This is a genomic window from Nocardia sp. NPDC050413 (assembly GCF_040655475.1).
In the GTDB taxonomy this organism is placed as follows: domain Bacteria; phylum Actinomycetota; class Actinomycetes; order Mycobacteriales; family Mycobacteriaceae; genus Nocardia; species Nocardia coubleae.
Genome location: NZ_JBFAJZ010000009.1, coordinates 135,261 through 149,726, shown reverse-complemented (window position 1 = coordinate 149,726; position 14,466 = coordinate 135,261). Strand labels below are relative to the sequence as shown.

Here is a 14,466-nt window from a genome sequence, read left to right as displayed (position 1 = left end):
GCAGTCCCGGGGCTAATGAATTCTCAAGGGCCGCTTATGGATAAAGCGCGCGGCCCCGACGCATGAGCACCGGGGCCGCGAGTCGGGATCGTACGATCAGTCCTCGGCGACCTGGACGTCGACGTCGATATTGCCGCGGGTCGCGTTGGAGTACGGGCACACCTGGTGTGCCTGGTCGGCCAGCTGCTGTGCTTCCTCGCGGGTGAGGTGGGGGAGGGTGACCTCGAGGGTGACGGCGAGCTGGAAGCCGCCCTTGTCGTTCGGGCCGATCGAAACCTGGGCGCCCACCGCGGAATCGGCGATATTCGCGCCTGCTTTCTTGCCGACCAGGCGCAGCGCGGAGTGGAAGCACGCGGCGTAACCGGCCGCGAACAGCTGCTCGGGGTTGGTGCCCGCGCCGTCGCCGCCCATTTCCTTCGGCGGAGCGAGCACCACGTCGAGCTTGCCGTCGGTGGTGCGGGCGGAGCCGGTGCGGCCTTCGCCGGTGGCAAGGGCTTCGGCGGTGTAGAGAACCTGCATGGGGAGTCTCATTTCTCGATGAGGGAATCGGTCAGTTTGCGGAGCAGAGTGCGGAGGGCGGCGGCTTCGTCGCCGGTCAGTCCCGCTGCTCGCGCCATTTCCGTGGGGATGGCGCAAGCTCGGGCACGGACGGCCCGCCCGTGATCGGTGAGCACGATGTCGACGCGACGTTCGTCGTCGGCCGCGCGTCTGCGCTGCACGAACCCGGTCGCTTCCAGTCGCTTGAGCAGTGGTGACAGGGTGCCGGAGTCGAGATCGAGCGCCCTGCCGAGTTCGCCGACGCTGCGGCCGTCGCGTTCCCACAGCGCCAGCATCACCAGGTACTGCGGGTAGGTGAGTCCTAGTTGTTCCAGTTTCGGACGGTAGACCGCCGTCATCGCTCGCGAGGCCGCGTAGAGCGGGAAGCACAGCTGCTCGTCGAGGGTGAGTCCGTCGGTCATGCGAGCAACTGTAGCGCACAATTAAGTTGTGCACAACTAATCCGGGTCGAGTGATCGCCGTGCGCAGGTTCGCTCGTCGGTCGTACCGGTGTGGTCGGCGTTCTACGAAACGGAGCCGGACGCTGCCGTGTCGTCGAGCAATGCGCGCACCCGCTCGTACCGTCGCAGCCACCACCGCACCCGCTCGGCATCCGGGTGCCGGTATCGATCCATCGCCGCCGGATCGGGTTCCGGCGCACTGGTCGGCACCGTCAACCACCCGTCGACCGGGCGCAGCGAGTCCGCGACCAGATCACCTTCGAACAGTGCGAGAGTGCCCAGTCCACAGGCGAATTCGAGATCCGGCAGCGTCCCGGCCAGAGCGATCTGGGCTGCCAGCCCCACACTCGTCTCCAGTGCCGACGACACGACCGTCGGGAGTCCGGCGGCCTCGGCAACCGCGAGCGACCGCCGCACCCCACCGAGCGGCGTGCATTTGAGCACCGCCACATCCGCCGCCCCCGCCACCGCGACGCGCAGCGGGTCCTCCGCCCGCCGAATCGACTCGTCGGCCGCGATCGGCACCGAAACCCGCGCCCGCACCTCCGCGAGTTCCTCGATACTCCGGCACGGCTGCTCGACGTACTCCAACCCGCCCGCCGCCGAATCGATTTCCCGAATTCGCCGCACGGCGGTCTCGACATCCCACACCGCATTGGCATCGACCCGGACGGCGCCGGAATCCCCGAGCGCTGCCCGCACCGCCGCCACCCGCGCCAGATCCTCGGCTGACGAATCAGGGTGATCGGCGACCTTCACCTTCGCTGTCGCACATCCGGATTCACGGACGATTCGCGCCGCACGCTCGGGATCTACGGCAGGCACGATGCAATTCACCGGTACCCGTTCCCGCACTGGCGCGGGCCACCCGATCGTCGCCTGCTCGACAGCGGTAGCCAACCACCCCGCCGCCTCCCGATCGTCGTACTCGGGAAACGCGCAGAACTCCCCCCACCCGTTTTCCCCCCGAATCAGCATGCCTTCCCGCACGGTGATCCCCCGAAACCGCGTCCGCAGCGGAATCGCATATACAAAGGTCTCGAAGTCCACGTCGCCGATCGTAAAGGTTCACTTACCCGCGGCTGAGCCTCACAACCTTTCGATGATGGTCGCGTTGGCGAGCCCGCCCGCTTCGCACATGGTCTGCAAGCCGTAACGCGCGCCACGCTGGTGGAGGGCATGGACCAGCGTGGTCATCAGCCGTGCCCCGGAGGCACCCAGCGGGTGGCCGATGGCGATGGCACCGCCGTTGACATTCACCTTGCTCAGGTCGGCGCCGGTTTCCTGCGCCCAGGCCAGGACGACGGGGGAGAACGCCTCGTTGATCTCGATCAGGTCGATGTCGGACAGGTCGAGGCCCGCCCGGCGCAGCACCTTCTCGGTCGCGGGGATCACCGCGGTGAGCATGAGCAACGGGTCGTCGCCCGCGACGGCGAAGCTGTGCAGCCGAGCAAGCGGGCGCAGGCCGAGCTGTTCGGCCCGCTCGCCCGACATGATGAGCACGGCCGAGCTGCCGTCACTGACCTGGCTGGCGGAGGCGGCGGTGATCTCCCAGCCGATCTGCGGGAAGCGCGCCGCCATGGCCGGGTCGTAGTAGGCGGGCTTCAGCTTCGCCAGCGTTTCGAGTGTGGAGCCGACGCGGATGCCCTCGTCGGCGGACAGCCCGTTCAGCGGGGCGAGTTCGCCGGCGAAGAGCCCGTCTTTCGTTGCGCGGGCCGCCTTTTCGTGGCTGCTCAGTGCGAACTCGTCGAGCTGGGTGCGGCTCAGCCCCCACTTGGCGGCGATCAGCTCGGCGCTGATGCCCTGCGGGACCAGGTCCTCCGGATACCGTTGCGCGAAGGCGACCCCGGACAAGTCGGCGGCCCCGAGCGCACTGGAACCCATCGGAACTCGACCCATGGACTCGACGCCCGCCGCGACGACGATGTCGTACGCGCCCGCGATCACGCCCTGCGCGGCGAAGTGGATGGCCTGCTGGCTGCTTCCGCACTGCCGGTCGACGGTGGTCGCCGGCACCGATTCCGGGTATCCGGCGGCCAGTGCGGCCCGCCGGGTCATGTTCACGCCCTGTTCGCCGACCTGGGTGACGATGCCGCCGATCACGTCGTCGACCAGTGCCGGGTCGATGCCGCTGCGCTCGATCACCGCGCGCAGGCTGTGCGCGAGCAGGTCGACGGGATGGACGTCGTGGAGTGCGCCGTCGGGTTTGCCCCGCCCGATGGGGGTGCGTACCGCTTCGACGATGACCGCGTCTCGCATGGGAGTCCTCTTCCCTCTGGCTATATCAGACAATAGCCAGAGTAGACGCTAACTATCATCTGCTCAAGTCAGGGAGGCGTATGATGTCGGCTATGGCAGCGGTGATGGAAGGACCCTTGGCTGATCTGAGCAGGTGGGAGACCGAAGGCTGTTCGATCGCCAGAGCCATGGAGCTCATCGGCACCCGCTCGGCCGTCCTCATCCTGCGCGAGGCCTACTACGGCACCACCCGCTTCGACGGCTTCGCCCGCCGCGTCGGCATCACCGACGCGGCGGCCGCGAGCCAGCTCCGCAAACTCACCGCGGCGGGCATCCTGGAAAAGCGCCCCTACCAGGAGGAAGGCAAGCGCACCCGGCACGAGTACGTCCTCACCCAGATGGGCAGGGACCTACTCCCGGTGGTCGTGGCGCTGTGGCAGTGGGGCGACACCTACCTCCAGCCGGGCCCGGCGCCACTGCTGCGCGTCGACACCAAAACCGGCGAGCCAGTGCGGGCTCGGCTCACCACACCCACCGGGACGCCGGTCGAACTCGAACAGCTCACCGTTCGCGTCAACCCGGACTACCTGCGTGCCCGCAAGAAGGCAGGCCGCCCGCCGAACGACACCGGTGCCTGACGACAGCCGACCGCACCGATGATGCGGTCGGCATGTCAGGCCGGTGAGCGGCCGATCAGCGCAGCCGCCGACCGTTCTCGGTGCTGAAGAAGTAGAGGTTCGCCGGATCGGTGGTGAGCGAAAGCCGCTCGCCCTTGGCCGGTGGGTTGCGCCAATCCACCCGCGCCACAAGGGTTTCCCCGGACGTGCCGCCGGCACCGGTGGACAGTGCCCGGCCGTAGACGTAGGCGTCGGAACCCAGTTCCTCCACCACGTCCACTTCCATCTGCATCCCCTGACCGCCGACCTCGAGATGCTCGGGGCGGATGCCGAGCACCACCGAACCCGCACCCGCGTCGGCCACCGCGCGCGGTACCGGCACGGGGTAGCCGCCGATGGTGACGGTGCCGTCGGTGACGGGCAGGGTGAACAGATTCATCGCAGGCGAGCCCATGAACCCGGCGACGAATACGTTCGCCGGGTCGCGGTACAGGTCGCGCGGCGACGCGCACTGCTGCAGCAGGCCGTCCTTGAGCACGGCGACGCGGTCACCCATGGTCATGGCTTCGACCTGGTCGTGGGTGACGTACACCGTCGTCGTGCCGAGCCGCCGCTGCAGCTGGGCGATCTGGGTGCGGGTCTGCACGCGCAGCTTGGCGTCGAGGTTCGACAGCGGCTCGTCCATCAGGAACACCTGCGGCTGCCGCACGATCGCGCGCCCCATCGCCACGCGCTGGCGCTGACCGCCCGAGAGCGCCTTGGGCTTGCGGTCCAGGTACTCGGTGAGGTCGAGCAGTTCGGCTGCCGCGCGCACCCTTTCGTCGCGTTCGGCCTTGGACACCTTGGCCAGCTTGAGTGCGAAACCCATGTTCTCCGCGACCGACATGTGCGGGTACAGCGCGTAGTTCTGGAACACCATCGCGATGTCGCGATCCTTGGGTTCGGCGTGGGTCACGTCGTTGTCGCCGATCAGGATGCGCCCGCCGTTGACCTCCTCGAGGCCGGCGAGCATGCGCAGCGAGGTCGACTTGCCACAGCCGGAGGGTCCGACGAGAACGAGGAATTCGCCGTCGGCGATTTCGAGGTCGAGGGCGTCGACAGCGGGTTTGCCCGCGCCGGGGTAGAGCCGGGTGGCGCCTTCGAAGGTCACGGTAGCCATGCGTAGATCATTCTTCCCATCCCGGCAGGAACGTGCCGGACGATCCGAGAACAGGGTCGGCTCGGATCGTAGCGGCCCGGTGCTCCGGACGTGCTGCGGTAGCCTCGGTCCCGGAGCCCACCGAGTACCGAGGAGCGCGGTATGAGTCGTCCAGTTCGTATCGGAGTCCAGCTTCAGCCTCAGCACGCACCGGATTACGGACTGATTCGTGACGCGGTGTTGCGGGCCGAGGACGCCGGGGTGGACATCGTCTTCAACTGGGACCATTTCTATCCGCTCACCGGTGATCCGGCGGGCGCGCATTACGAATGCTGGACCATGCTCGGCGCATGGGCCGAGCAGACCGAGCGGGTCGAGTTCGGTGCGCTGGTCACCGGCGGTGGCTACCGCAATCCCGATCTGCTCGCCGATATGGCGCGCACGGTCGACCGGATCAGCGGCGGCCGGTTGATCCTCGGCATCGGTGCGGGCTGGTTCCAGCGCGACTACACCGAGTACGGGTACGAATTCGGTACAGCCGGTAGCAGGCTGAACCTGTTGAAGGACAACATGTCCCGGCTCACCGCCCGCCTGCGCGTGCTCAGCCCACCGCCGGTGCGTGATATCCCGATCCTCATCGGTGGCGGCGGCGAGCGCAAAACGCTGCGCCTGGTCGCCGAGTACGCCGACATCTGGCATTCCTTCGTCGATGTGGAGACGCTGGCGCACAAGAACAAGATCCTGGCCGAGCACGCGGCCGCCGTCGGCACCGACGAGAGCCGGATCGAACGGTCGGTGCAGTGGCAGGGCCGGGCGCAGGCCGAACAGTTGCGCGCGGCGGGTGTGAGCCTGTTCACCATCGGCGTCTCCGGTCCCGACTACGACCTCGCCGAGGTGCGCCGCGCGATCGAGTGGCGCGACGAAGTGAACCCGGAATTACTCGAAGGCCTGGCATAAAATCTTTGACCTGCCCGGATGTACCACACCAGGCGCGGGTGGCGAGTGGGGACACGGGCGGGCACTAGGGTCTATCGGCATGGCAGGTGTGCGTGCTGTGCGAACCCGGGCGCGGATTGCCGCGCTGTTGCTCCTCGTCGGCGTGGCCGCGACCGGATGCGGTGGCTCCGGTGGCGAGACGTCGACGGGGGGCGACCTGTGCTCGCCTCCCGGCCAGAGCGCGGCGGCCGCGGCGCCGACCAACCTCGCCTCCTCCGAGACGGCAGGCACCGACCGCTACACGACCCCGACCACGGTGCCGCTCGAGTCGATCGATACCAGCAAACTCGGCCTGCTGAGTCCGGGCAAGCTCAGCGTCGGCACCCTCTCGGACGCGCCGCCGAGCATCTGCGTGAACGGCGAGGGCGCCTTCACCGGATTCGATAACGAACTGCTGCGCGAGATCGGCGCGAAACTCGGTCTGCAGGTGGAGTTCTCGGGCACCGAGTTCGCCGGGCTGCTCGCCCAGGTGGCGGGCAAACGCTTCGATGTCGGCTCGTCCAACATCACCACCACCGATGCCAGGCGCGAACTCATCGGCTTCACCAACGGCTACGATTTCGGCTATTTCTCGCTGGTCGTGCCGCAGGGTTCGGCGATCAAGGGGTTCGGTGATCTGAACGCCGGTTCGCGGATCGCCGTGGTGCAGGGCACCGTGCAGGACGAGTTCGTGGTGAACCAGCTGCGCCTGGACCCGGTGAAGTTCCCGGACTACAACACCGCGTACGCGAATCTCAAATCCGGCCAGGTCGACGCCTGGGTCGCCCCGTCGGCGCAAGCCGAGGGCGCGATCAAACCGGGCGACGGGATCGTGGTGTCGGAGAACACCTTCAGCCTCGACAACTTCGTCGGCTACGCGGTGGCCAAGAACAACCAGCCGCTCATCGACGCCCTCAACGCGGGCTTGGACGCGGTGATCGCCGACGGCACCTACGCGCGCCTGTACGCCGACTGGGTACCGCGCGAGCTGCCGCCGGGCTGGAAGCCGGGCTCCAAAGCCGCGCCGGCGCCGGATCTTCCGGACTTCGCCGCCATCGCCGCGAGCAAGCAGCCCGGCGAAGCCGAAGTGGCACAGCAGAAATCGACCATCCAGCAGTTGAAGGACACCTTCTTCGACTGGTCGCTCTACACCAAGGCCTTCCCCGACCTCATCAAGACGGGTCTGCCGAATACGCTGATCCTGGCCGTGGTTTCGGGTGTCCTCGGCACCGTGCTGGGCATGCTGCTCGCGGTGATGGGTATCTCGCGCACCCGTTGGTTGCGCTGGCCCGCCCGCGTGTACACCGACATCTTCCGCGGTCTGCCCGCCGTGGTCATCATCCTGCTGATCGGGCTCGGAATCGGCCCGGTGGTTCGCAATGTCACCGGCGGCAACCCGTACTGGCTCGGCGCGGTGGCGTTGGCGCTGTTGGCGGCGGCGTACATCGGTGAGATCTTCCGCTCGGGTATCCAGTCGGTGGAGCCCGGTCAGCTCGAGGCGGCCCGTGCGATCGGGTTCGGGTACCGCCAGGCGATGACCCTTGTCGTGATCCCGCAGGGCGTGCGCCGGGTGCTGCCCGCGCTGATGAACCAGTTCATCGCCCTCATCAAGGACTCCTCGCTCATCTACTTCCTCGGGTTGCTCGCCTCCCAGCGCGAGCTGTTCGCGGTCGGCCGCGACCTCAACGCCCAGACCGGCAACCTGTCCCCGCTGGTCGCGGCGGGTCTGATGTACCTGGTGCTGACCATCCCGCTCACCCACCTGGTGAACTACATCGACCGCCGGATGCGCACCGGAAAACCGGTTCCCCCGGTCGATCCGCTCGAACAGGCCGTCATCACGGAAGGCCGGGGCGCATGACCGCCACGTCCGCCCGCGCTTGCGAAGGAGTTACAGCTCGATGAGTGCATCCCTGACCGGTACCGGCCTGCATCTGACGCTTGGCAACAACCACATCCTGCGCGGCGTCGACATCCACGTCGACGCGGGCCGGACCACCACCGTCATCGGGCCGTCCGGTTCCGGCAAGTCGACCCTGCTGCGGGTGCTCAACCGCCTGCACGAACCCGATTCCGGCGACATCCTGCTCGACGGCGAATCGGTGCTGCGCGAGAACCCCGACCGGTTGCGTCAGCGCATCGGCATGGTGTTCCAGCAGTTCAACCTGTTCCCGCACAAAACGGTCGCCGACAATATCGCCCTGGGGCCGCGCAAACTGCGCGGGCTCTCGGCCGAGCAGGCGCGGGCGCTCGCGGTGGAGCAGCTCGAGATCGTCGGCCTGGCCGACAAGGCCGACGCGCGACCCGGATCGCTCTCGGGTGGGCAGCAGCAGCGCGTCGCCATCGCCCGCGCCCTCGCCATGAAACCGGAACTGATGTTCTTCGACGAGGCAACCTCCGCGCTCGACCCCGAGCTGGTGAAGGGTGTGCTCGCGCTCATGGCCGACCTCGCCGCCGGCGGCATGTCGATGATCGTGGTGACCCACGAGATGGGGTTCGCGCGCAGCGTCTCCGACAGCGTGGTGTTCATGGATCAGGGCCAGGTCGTGGAGACCGGCGCGCCCGCCGAGCTGTTCGACGACGCCAAAACGCCGCGTCTGCGCCGCTTCCTCGATCAGGTCCTCTGACCAGCACGAAGGGCTCGCAGCAACGCATGCGCAACTGCTAATGTCGGAAGAGTTGCAAGCTCGATTCGATCCGGAGGAGAGCAGATGACCACCGCGCACGCCGAACATCCGCAGCACACCCACGTCCACGGCCCCACCTGTGGGCACGTCGCCGTCCCCCACCAGGACCACGTCGACTACGTCCACGACGGGCACTTACACCGCGAACACGAGGGCCACTTCGACGAGTGCGAACCCTCGTCCCACGTCGCCTGCTCCAACCACGACCACGTCCACGGCCCCGGCTGCGGGCACGTCGCCGTCCCGCACAACGACCACGTCGACTACATCCACGACGGGCACCGCCACGCGCCCCACGACGGGCACTACGACGACCACTGACCGCTCATGTCCCCGGCCCTTGGCAGGCCGCCGTGCCGCGGATCCCTATCGGTGCCGCTGGGGTTGCTGAGCCGTCAATCGGTGACCGTGGCGAAGGCTGACCAGAGGAGCGGGGAGTTCTCGGAGGTCGGGGCGGTTTGCCATGCTGCGAGCTGGGTTCGCTGCCAGTTCAAGAGGGTCGATAGCGGGGTGGGGGAGTCATGGGCGGTGTCGACGGCTCGGATGGCGGATTGGAGGGGGTGGCCGATTGTCGCTGTGAGGGTGTGGAAGGCGTGGTCGGTGGGGAGTGGCCAGCGGGTGGCGGTGACGAGCTCGGCGCCTGCCGACAGTGCCGCGGTTGTCAGGCCGAGGGCCTCGGTGAAGCGCAGGTCGCCACCGCTTTCGCAGGCGATGAGCGCTACCCGGCTCGGCATCGGCCACAGGTCGCGGCCGGGGACCGGTGCGGGGTCGAGGGTGTAGGTGCCGAGCAGCAGGTCCTTGGCCGACAGCGGGCGGTGTGAGCGGGTCGGCGCCGCGAAACCGCGGGTGTCGGTGGTGCACGCCAGGTGCAGTTGCGCGTGCTCGCTTTCCCCGGACTCCGGTGCGGGCGCGGTGACATGGCCGACGTAGATCAGGCGGCTCGCACCCGCGCGGAGTGCGTCGGACAGCCAGTCGCGGTCCAGATCGGTACGCCGGAACAGTTCCACCGGATCGGCGACCGTGGGCACGACGCGGTCACCGTAGGTACTGAAATGTTGCGCCACAATGGAATCCGCACTCGGGCGGCCGAGCACGGACCCGAGCTCGGAGTCCGCGCGGAAACCGGGAACTCGCGGATCCAGCACCGCCACCACCGGCAGGTCCTGGGTCTCGCTCCAGCGCCGCACCATTCGATCCGGTGCCCGAACCACCGACACCGGCGCCAGCAGGCTCACATCGGCGATATCGAGCAGCCGGATCGCCGGATCGGGCGCGATGATCTCCCACGGAACCTGGGCGAGCCGAGGTGACGGCTGAATCCGCAGATGCGGCCGGATGCCCCGCTGCGACAGCTCGTACAGCTGCACCGCGAGCCCGTACGGCAGCAGCGCGCGTGACAACGACTGCGCCAGTGCGTTTTCCGCCTCGGGATCGACCAGTGCGCCCTCGGTCATCACCCGGCTCAACTCGTCCGGGCGACCGGGATCGGGCACCGCGGCGGCCAACTGCCGCAACACCGCACGCACATCATCGCGCGGCAGCATCGCCACCCCACGCGCCGAGGTGTCGTCGACCCACCGCCAGGACACATACACGTCGCCCGCGTCGGCCATCCGGATCAGCGCGGTCGGTTGTTCGTTCACAGCGCGATCACTCGGTGGTCGCGGATCAGACGTCCGTATCGCTGCTCGGCGTGGGAGATATAATCCGACAGCAGGATTCGACCGCGTTCGGAGAGACGCGGTGGTGGGGCGACGCGGATTCCCGCTGCGGCCGCTACGTCGGCGAGGGCGGTGCCCAGGTGTAGCGCGGGGGCCGTGTCATCGGACTGCGGTGGGTCGATGAGCTCGAACTCGAGGGTGGTGGTGGTCGGGTGGGTGATCGACTCGACATCGAGCGATGTTCCCGCGCAACGGCTGTCGACCAGGTCCGCGACCAACTGCCCGTCGCCGGTGCGGGCCGCGCACTGAAAGGCCAGGCGGATGGCTGGTTCGGCGACCGTGCGGTGCCAGTGTTCGCGCTGATTCCCGTTGGGCAGAGTGTGGCGAACCGCATCGATGGCCAGCGCGGCGGGGACCGCGAGGGTGAGCGCGCGCGACAGTGTGGCCGGATCAGGAGGAGCGTCGGCCGCGATCGTCCGGTGCAGCAATTCGGCGTGCCAGTAGTCGAGCTGCGCGCAGTGCATTCCGAGACCGTGTTCGGCGTAGACCTCGAACGACATCGCGAGCAGTTCCTCTGCGAGGGCGAGGTCGTCCTCGGCGGCGGCGACGGTGGCCAGCCGCAACCGCACATCCGCCGCGTCGAGGACCGCACCGGCCTTGTCGAAACAGTCGAGCGCATGCCGATATCGGGCCCGCGCGGTGTCGAAGTCACCCCTGCCTTCGGCCAGGTAGCCGTAGGTTTTCGCACCGATACCCGCGCGATGCTCCAGCTCGGCACCCTCGAAGAATCCCTGGCTGGCCCCCAACGGTTCCTCGGCATCGTCGTAGCGGCCCGACCGCACGAACATGATGGCCAGGTTCTGTTGGGTTTCGGCCACGGCCGCGGCATCGCCCGCCGCCTCGAACGCGGCCAGCGCCTGCCTCGCGAAGTCGACGGCCAGTTCACGTCGGCCGATCTCGAACGACGCGGCCGCCAGATTCATCAACGGATGACCGATCAGCTCGGGGGCCAACCGGCGGGTCACGTCGAGCGACTCGGCGGCGAGCTCATTGGCTCGCGCCCACTGCTGGCGGTGCAGCGCGACGGCCGTCAGCGAGAGCAGGCACGCCACCGGCAACAGGCCCTGGTCGGTGCCGTCGGCGAGCAGCGACCGGGCCTCTTCCAGCGTTTCCTGGGCGGAATCGAGCTCACCCAGATGCTGGTAGGCCTGCGAAAGATCGACCAGGGCGGCCGGTCGTTGATGAGCCGCGTCGGCGGGGAGCACGGCAAGCGCGGTCCGCATCAGGCTCACCGACCGCCGGTGTTCACCCAGTTCGTCGGCCATGCTCGCCGCATTGATCAGCGCCGCGCTGCGCAGTCGGGGCGGCGCGTCCTGCGCGGCTCGCTCGAAGATCTCCAGTGCCCCGAGCACGTCACCACGCTGGTAGGCCGCGTAGCCCGCGGCGAGCTGGTCGTCGTCGCCGTCCGATGTTCTACCGGTCGCTGCCATCGCATCGGCTCCTTGTCGTCCGGGCGCGCTCGGCGATCCGTGCGCGCATCAGAAGTCGTCATCGGATTCCGCGGCTGCGGATTCGGCGGCCAACAGGTCACCCGCCTGTCCGGTGAGTCGGCTGCGGGCGAAACCGCGGATGCGTGCACGCATGGCTGACTCGTCCGGGAAACCGGTCGAGGGGCCGACTCCGGGAATGAAAACCGAGAGGGTGGTGATGGTTTCGGTGTGCTCGGGCAGCTGGACCTCGGCGGACCAGCTGTCCGTCCGCAGCTGTAGCTCGGCGGCGGTGGCGGCGGCCTCGGTTCCGTTGTCCACATCGAGGCGGACATGGGGGCGGAGGTGCTCGGGCACGTGGAGCGGGCAGTCCGGCGCAGCAACGACGGTGACCTGTGCCGTCGAAATTCCCGAGGACCGGAAGACCGTCCAGGACAGCGCCTCGGCGCCCGCGTCGAGAATGCCAGGCGGACATCGCCGCCAGTCCCAGTCGCCGCTCCCATGTGCGACGATCAGCCCGTCGCCGGGCTGCTTCCCGCCTGCGGCAAGCGCGTAATCATCGGCACGAGTGGAGGATTCGAAGGCCGGGCGAGGTTGTTGGGAGCTCGCCTCTGGGCCTGCGATACGTCGAGGACTCAGCTCCGCAGAATTGTCGATCGGCCCGTCGCCATCACTCGGGGTAAGTGAGAGAAGCTCCGAATCCGCGAGCACCATTTCACACATCTCGCTGAGCTGCCCGATTTCCTCGTCAAGCAGGAGCGGGTCGAGAGCCGGAATGTCATCGACAGTCGACGCAGGCCACCATCGAGAAGCCCAGTGTGCGTAGGCAAGTCGCCGCAAGGCGGCAACCAGCTCAGGCCGAACCGATTCAGCGGCGATTTCGCCGTCCACTCCGTCTGCCACTGCGATCGCGACATTCTCCCCATAGACCGCCCACAGCCACTCCTGCGCGGCTTCGGGGTCGTCGAGCACCGCGGCAGGCAGCTGCCGATCATCGAGCACGCTCCAGCTGAGGTGCCCACCAACGACTTCGAGAACCATCGCATCCAAGGGAGCCAGGATGTCGGTGACCAGCGGAGTTTCACCAGGAGCGATCGTCAGCAGACCATCGGAGCGACTGTGCCGAATCATCAACTGGCCCTCGCTTCCTCGACCTCGTCCATGGCCACGGTGAGCGCCTGCTTCACTCGCGTCCGATGGTCGAGCATCACCGACCGCGCGATCCCGTCGAGCAGATCCCACAGCTCGACCGGATCGAACACCGCCAGCTCCCGAACGTCACGTCCGTGCAACCGAACCCACAGTCTGCGCAGGTAGGGTCGCCACGGTGTCCGCAGTTCAGCGGCGACCACCGCCAGCGGTCCGCTCACCGCCTCACCGAGGTGCACCGAGTAGCGCCGCGCTTGCAGGACGTACGCTTCCCGCCGCCATCGCGCGTTCACCACCGCGTGCGCCCGTGACCCGGGGCCGGGCTCGCCGGCGTCCGCCCACTGCCCCTTCGAGCCGCACTGTGCAGCCCCGCCATCCGTGCCGCTAGGAGCCTGCACCCCCAGGCTCTTCGCCGCCGAAGGTGTAGTGCCGGTATGTAGTCCCGCTTCCGGCTCATCCTGCTCCGATTCCGCAGATCGTTCGCCACGAGCGTCGGACAACTCTGTCCCGACCAGGGCCCGCATCAGAGGTACCGCGCCCAACGGTGAAAGCCCGAGGGCGAGTTCGCAACCAGCCGCCGCTGTCACGCGAAGAGACTCGTCGAGCAACCCCCACGGCGAACAGCTCCGGCTCACCTCGGTGCTCACCAACGTCGGCAGATCCGGCAGATCGGTCCGGTCGATGCTGCCTTGCAGAACGGTGAAGACACGTTCGTAGATGCTCCGGTCGAACGGGAGCGCGAGGGTGGCGGTCGAGGCGGTGGCGCCGACGGCGGGGCGTGGTGGGCACTCGTGCACGGTCAGGCCCAGGTCGTCGGCTCCGTACCTGGGATGCGGGCGCCACAGCGCGATGCCCCGGTGGGTGCCCACCTTGTCCTCGATCAGCTCGTCGAGCAGCGGGCCGGCGTCGGCGGGATCACCCTCGCGGGCCAGAGTGCTCGCGTCGAGTAGTTCGGTCAGCGCGGAGGCGAGGTCGCGCGCACCGGAGTTCACCAATGGTCGTGCGCGCCAGGCGGACTCGATGAGTGTTGTCAGCTCGGCGAGCCGGTTCGGTTCGGTCACCAGGTTTTTCAGCGCCGTCGTGGTGCGCCCGCCCGTTCCCTCGTGTACCTCGCGCAGCACCGCGGCGGCACGCTCACGGGCATCCGCTCCCGGCTCGCCGTGCAGAGTCGCCAGCTCGAAGCATCGCTGGAAGTAGAGATCCTGCGCGTTGCCCTCGGTGATCCGTAAGGCGCGCCGCGCTTGTTTGAGGACGGTGAACCAGCTCGCGCACGCCCGCAGCGCATCGGAACGCGCGAGTACCAGGGAGGTCAGCAAGGTGACGCCGTCGGCGTCGAGAACGCTGCCCGCGCACAGCGGATGCTGCATCGGCCGGATGACCAGCGGATCGAGGATCAGTTTCACGGTGCGCCGCAACGGCGCACCCTGTGGTCCGCTCAAGGCGTCGACACCGTCGAGCCCGCGCCACACCTCGTCGAGCACCATGGCGCGGGGTCTTCGCATTCGACCAGGGTAAC

At 68.1% G+C, this 14,466-nt stretch carries 14 protein-coding genes; 5 read left to right on the top strand and 9 right to left on the bottom strand.

The features are described from left to right. Positions 1–96 precede the first annotated feature (96 nt). The 4 genes from AB0I19_RS21495 to AB0I19_RS21480 all read right to left on the bottom strand — a co-directional run bounded on the left by AB0I19_RS21495 (position 97) and on the right by AB0I19_RS21480 (position 3,257). Positions 97–519, bottom strand: coding sequence for an organic hydroperoxide resistance protein (locus tag AB0I19_RS21495; protein WP_357150712.1), 423 nt, complete (start codon positions 517–519; stop codon positions 97–99). An 8-nt stretch (positions 520–527) separates the two neighbouring features. Beyond that, positions 528–959 carry a MarR family transcriptional regulator gene (locus tag AB0I19_RS21490; RefSeq protein WP_357150711.1) on the bottom strand — a complete coding sequence of 144 codons (432 nt, stop codon included), beginning with the start codon at positions 957–959 and terminating at the stop codon, positions 528–530. 102 nt (positions 960–1,061) lie between these two features. Then, positions 1,062–2,048 carry an o-succinylbenzoate synthase gene (locus AB0I19_RS21485; RefSeq protein ID WP_357150710.1) on the bottom strand — a complete coding sequence of 329 codons (987 nt, stop codon included), beginning with the start codon at positions 2,046–2,048 and terminating at the stop codon, positions 1,062–1,064. 39 nt (positions 2,049–2,087) lie between these two features. Beyond that, positions 2,088–3,257 carry a thiolase family protein gene (locus AB0I19_RS21480; RefSeq protein ID WP_357150709.1) on the bottom strand — a complete coding sequence of 390 codons (1,170 nt, stop codon included), beginning with the start codon at positions 3,255–3,257 and terminating at the stop codon, positions 2,088–2,090. An 80-nt stretch (positions 3,258–3,337) separates the two neighbouring features. On the opposite strand from AB0I19_RS21480, the gene AB0I19_RS21475 reads away from it, so the two are divergent. Further along, positions 3,338–3,874 (top strand): helix-turn-helix domain-containing protein, encoded by a 537-nt coding sequence (locus tag AB0I19_RS21475; RefSeq protein ID WP_357150708.1) that lies wholly within the window; start codon positions 3,338–3,340, stop codon positions 3,872–3,874. Between the two features lie 55 nt (positions 3,875–3,929). Here the strand turns inward: AB0I19_RS21475 and ugpC are convergent, their stop codons facing one another. Beyond that, positions 3,930–5,012, bottom strand: a complete 1,083-nt coding sequence (gene ugpC, locus AB0I19_RS21470) for a sn-glycerol-3-phosphate ABC transporter ATP-binding protein UgpC (protein WP_357150707.1) — start codon at positions 5,010–5,012, stop codon at positions 3,930–3,932. Positions 5,013–5,153: 141 nt separating this feature from the next. Between ugpC and AB0I19_RS21465 the strand changes: the two genes are divergently transcribed. The 4 genes from AB0I19_RS21465 to AB0I19_RS21450 all read left to right on the top strand — a co-directional run bounded on the left by AB0I19_RS21465 (position 5,154) and on the right by AB0I19_RS21450 (position 8,974). Continuing rightward, positions 5,154–5,948 carry an LLM class F420-dependent oxidoreductase gene (locus AB0I19_RS21465; protein ID WP_357150706.1) on the top strand — a complete coding sequence of 265 codons (795 nt, stop codon included), beginning with the start codon at positions 5,154–5,156 and terminating at the stop codon, positions 5,946–5,948. A gap of 79 nt (positions 5,949–6,027) precedes the next feature. Further along, positions 6,028–7,827 carry an ABC transporter substrate-binding protein/permease gene (locus AB0I19_RS21460; RefSeq protein ID WP_357150705.1) on the top strand — a complete coding sequence of 600 codons (1,800 nt, stop codon included), beginning with the start codon at positions 6,028–6,030 and terminating at the stop codon, positions 7,825–7,827. A 40-nt stretch (positions 7,828–7,867) separates the two neighbouring features. Next, positions 7,868–8,593, top strand: coding sequence for an amino acid ABC transporter ATP-binding protein (locus AB0I19_RS21455; RefSeq protein WP_357150704.1), 726 nt, complete (start codon positions 7,868–7,870; stop codon positions 8,591–8,593). Positions 8,594–8,677: 84 nt separating this feature from the next. Beyond that, positions 8,678–8,974, top strand: coding sequence for a hypothetical protein (locus tag AB0I19_RS21450; RefSeq protein WP_067497651.1), 297 nt, complete (start codon positions 8,678–8,680; stop codon positions 8,972–8,974). Between the two features lie 74 nt (positions 8,975–9,048). Here AB0I19_RS21450 and AB0I19_RS21445 read toward each other — a convergent pair whose 3' ends face one another. From AB0I19_RS21445 to AB0I19_RS21430, 4 genes are read right to left on the bottom strand one after another with little or no spacing between them, the layout of a single operon-like run. Beyond that, entirely contained in the window at positions 9,049–10,266 is a 1,218-nt protein-coding gene (locus AB0I19_RS21445) for a CHAT domain-containing protein (RefSeq protein WP_357150782.1), read from the bottom strand. Positions 10,267–10,292: 26 nt separating this feature from the next. Further along, entirely contained in the window at positions 10,293–11,804 is a 1,512-nt protein-coding gene (locus AB0I19_RS21440; protein WP_357150703.1) for a tetratricopeptide repeat protein, read from the bottom strand. Between the two features lie 48 nt (positions 11,805–11,852). After that, positions 11,853–12,932 (bottom strand): hypothetical protein, encoded by a 1,080-nt coding sequence (locus AB0I19_RS21435; RefSeq protein ID WP_357150702.1) that lies wholly within the window; start codon positions 12,930–12,932, stop codon positions 11,853–11,855. Beyond that, entirely contained in the window at positions 12,932–14,452 is a 1,521-nt protein-coding gene (locus AB0I19_RS21430; RefSeq protein ID WP_357150701.1) for a hypothetical protein, read from the bottom strand. Before AB0I19_RS21430 ends, AB0I19_RS21435 begins: the two co-directional genes overlap by 1 nt. Positions 14,453–14,466 lie beyond the last annotated feature (14 nt).

Bases quoted from the DNA above. Each gene is read 5' to 3' on its own strand.
- AB0I19_RS21495 (WP_357150712.1), bottom strand. From the start codon at position 519: ATGCAGGTTCTCTACACCGCCGAAGCCCTTGCCACCGGCGAAGGCCGC.
- AB0I19_RS21490 (WP_357150711.1), bottom strand. From the start codon at position 959: ATGACCGACGGACTCACCCTCGACGAGCAGCTGTGCTTCCCGCTCTAC.
- AB0I19_RS21480 (WP_357150709.1), bottom strand. From the start codon at position 3,257: ATGCGAGACGCGGTCATCGTCGAAGCGGTACGCACCCCCATCGGGCGG.
- AB0I19_RS21475 (WP_357150708.1), top strand. From the start codon at position 3,338: ATGATGTCGGCTATGGCAGCGGTGATGGAAGGACCCTTGGCTGATCTG.
- ugpC (WP_357150707.1), bottom strand. From the start codon at position 5,012: ATGGCTACCGTGACCTTCGAAGGCGCCACCCGGCTCTACCCCGGCGCG.
- AB0I19_RS21465 (WP_357150706.1), top strand. From the start codon at position 5,154: ATGAGTCGTCCAGTTCGTATCGGAGTCCAGCTTCAGCCTCAGCACGCA.
- AB0I19_RS21460 (WP_357150705.1), top strand. From the start codon at position 6,028: ATGGCAGGTGTGCGTGCTGTGCGAACCCGGGCGCGGATTGCCGCGCTG.
- AB0I19_RS21455 (WP_357150704.1), top strand. From the start codon at position 7,868: ATGAGTGCATCCCTGACCGGTACCGGCCTGCATCTGACGCTTGGCAAC.
- AB0I19_RS21450 (WP_067497651.1), top strand. From the start codon at position 8,678: ATGACCACCGCGCACGCCGAACATCCGCAGCACACCCACGTCCACGGC.
- AB0I19_RS21445 (WP_357150782.1), bottom strand. From the start codon at position 10,266: ATGGCCGACGCGGGCGACGTGTATGTGTCCTGGCGGTGGGTCGACGAC.
- AB0I19_RS21440 (WP_357150703.1), bottom strand. From the start codon at position 11,804: ATGGCAGCGACCGGTAGAACATCGGACGGCGACGACGACCAGCTCGCC.
- AB0I19_RS21435 (WP_357150702.1), bottom strand. From the start codon at position 12,932: ATGATTCGGCACAGTCGCTCCGATGGTCTGCTGACGATCGCTCCTGGT.
- AB0I19_RS21430 (WP_357150701.1), bottom strand. From the start codon at position 14,452: ATGCGAAGACCCCGCGCCATGGTGCTCGACGAGGTGTGGCGCGGGCTC.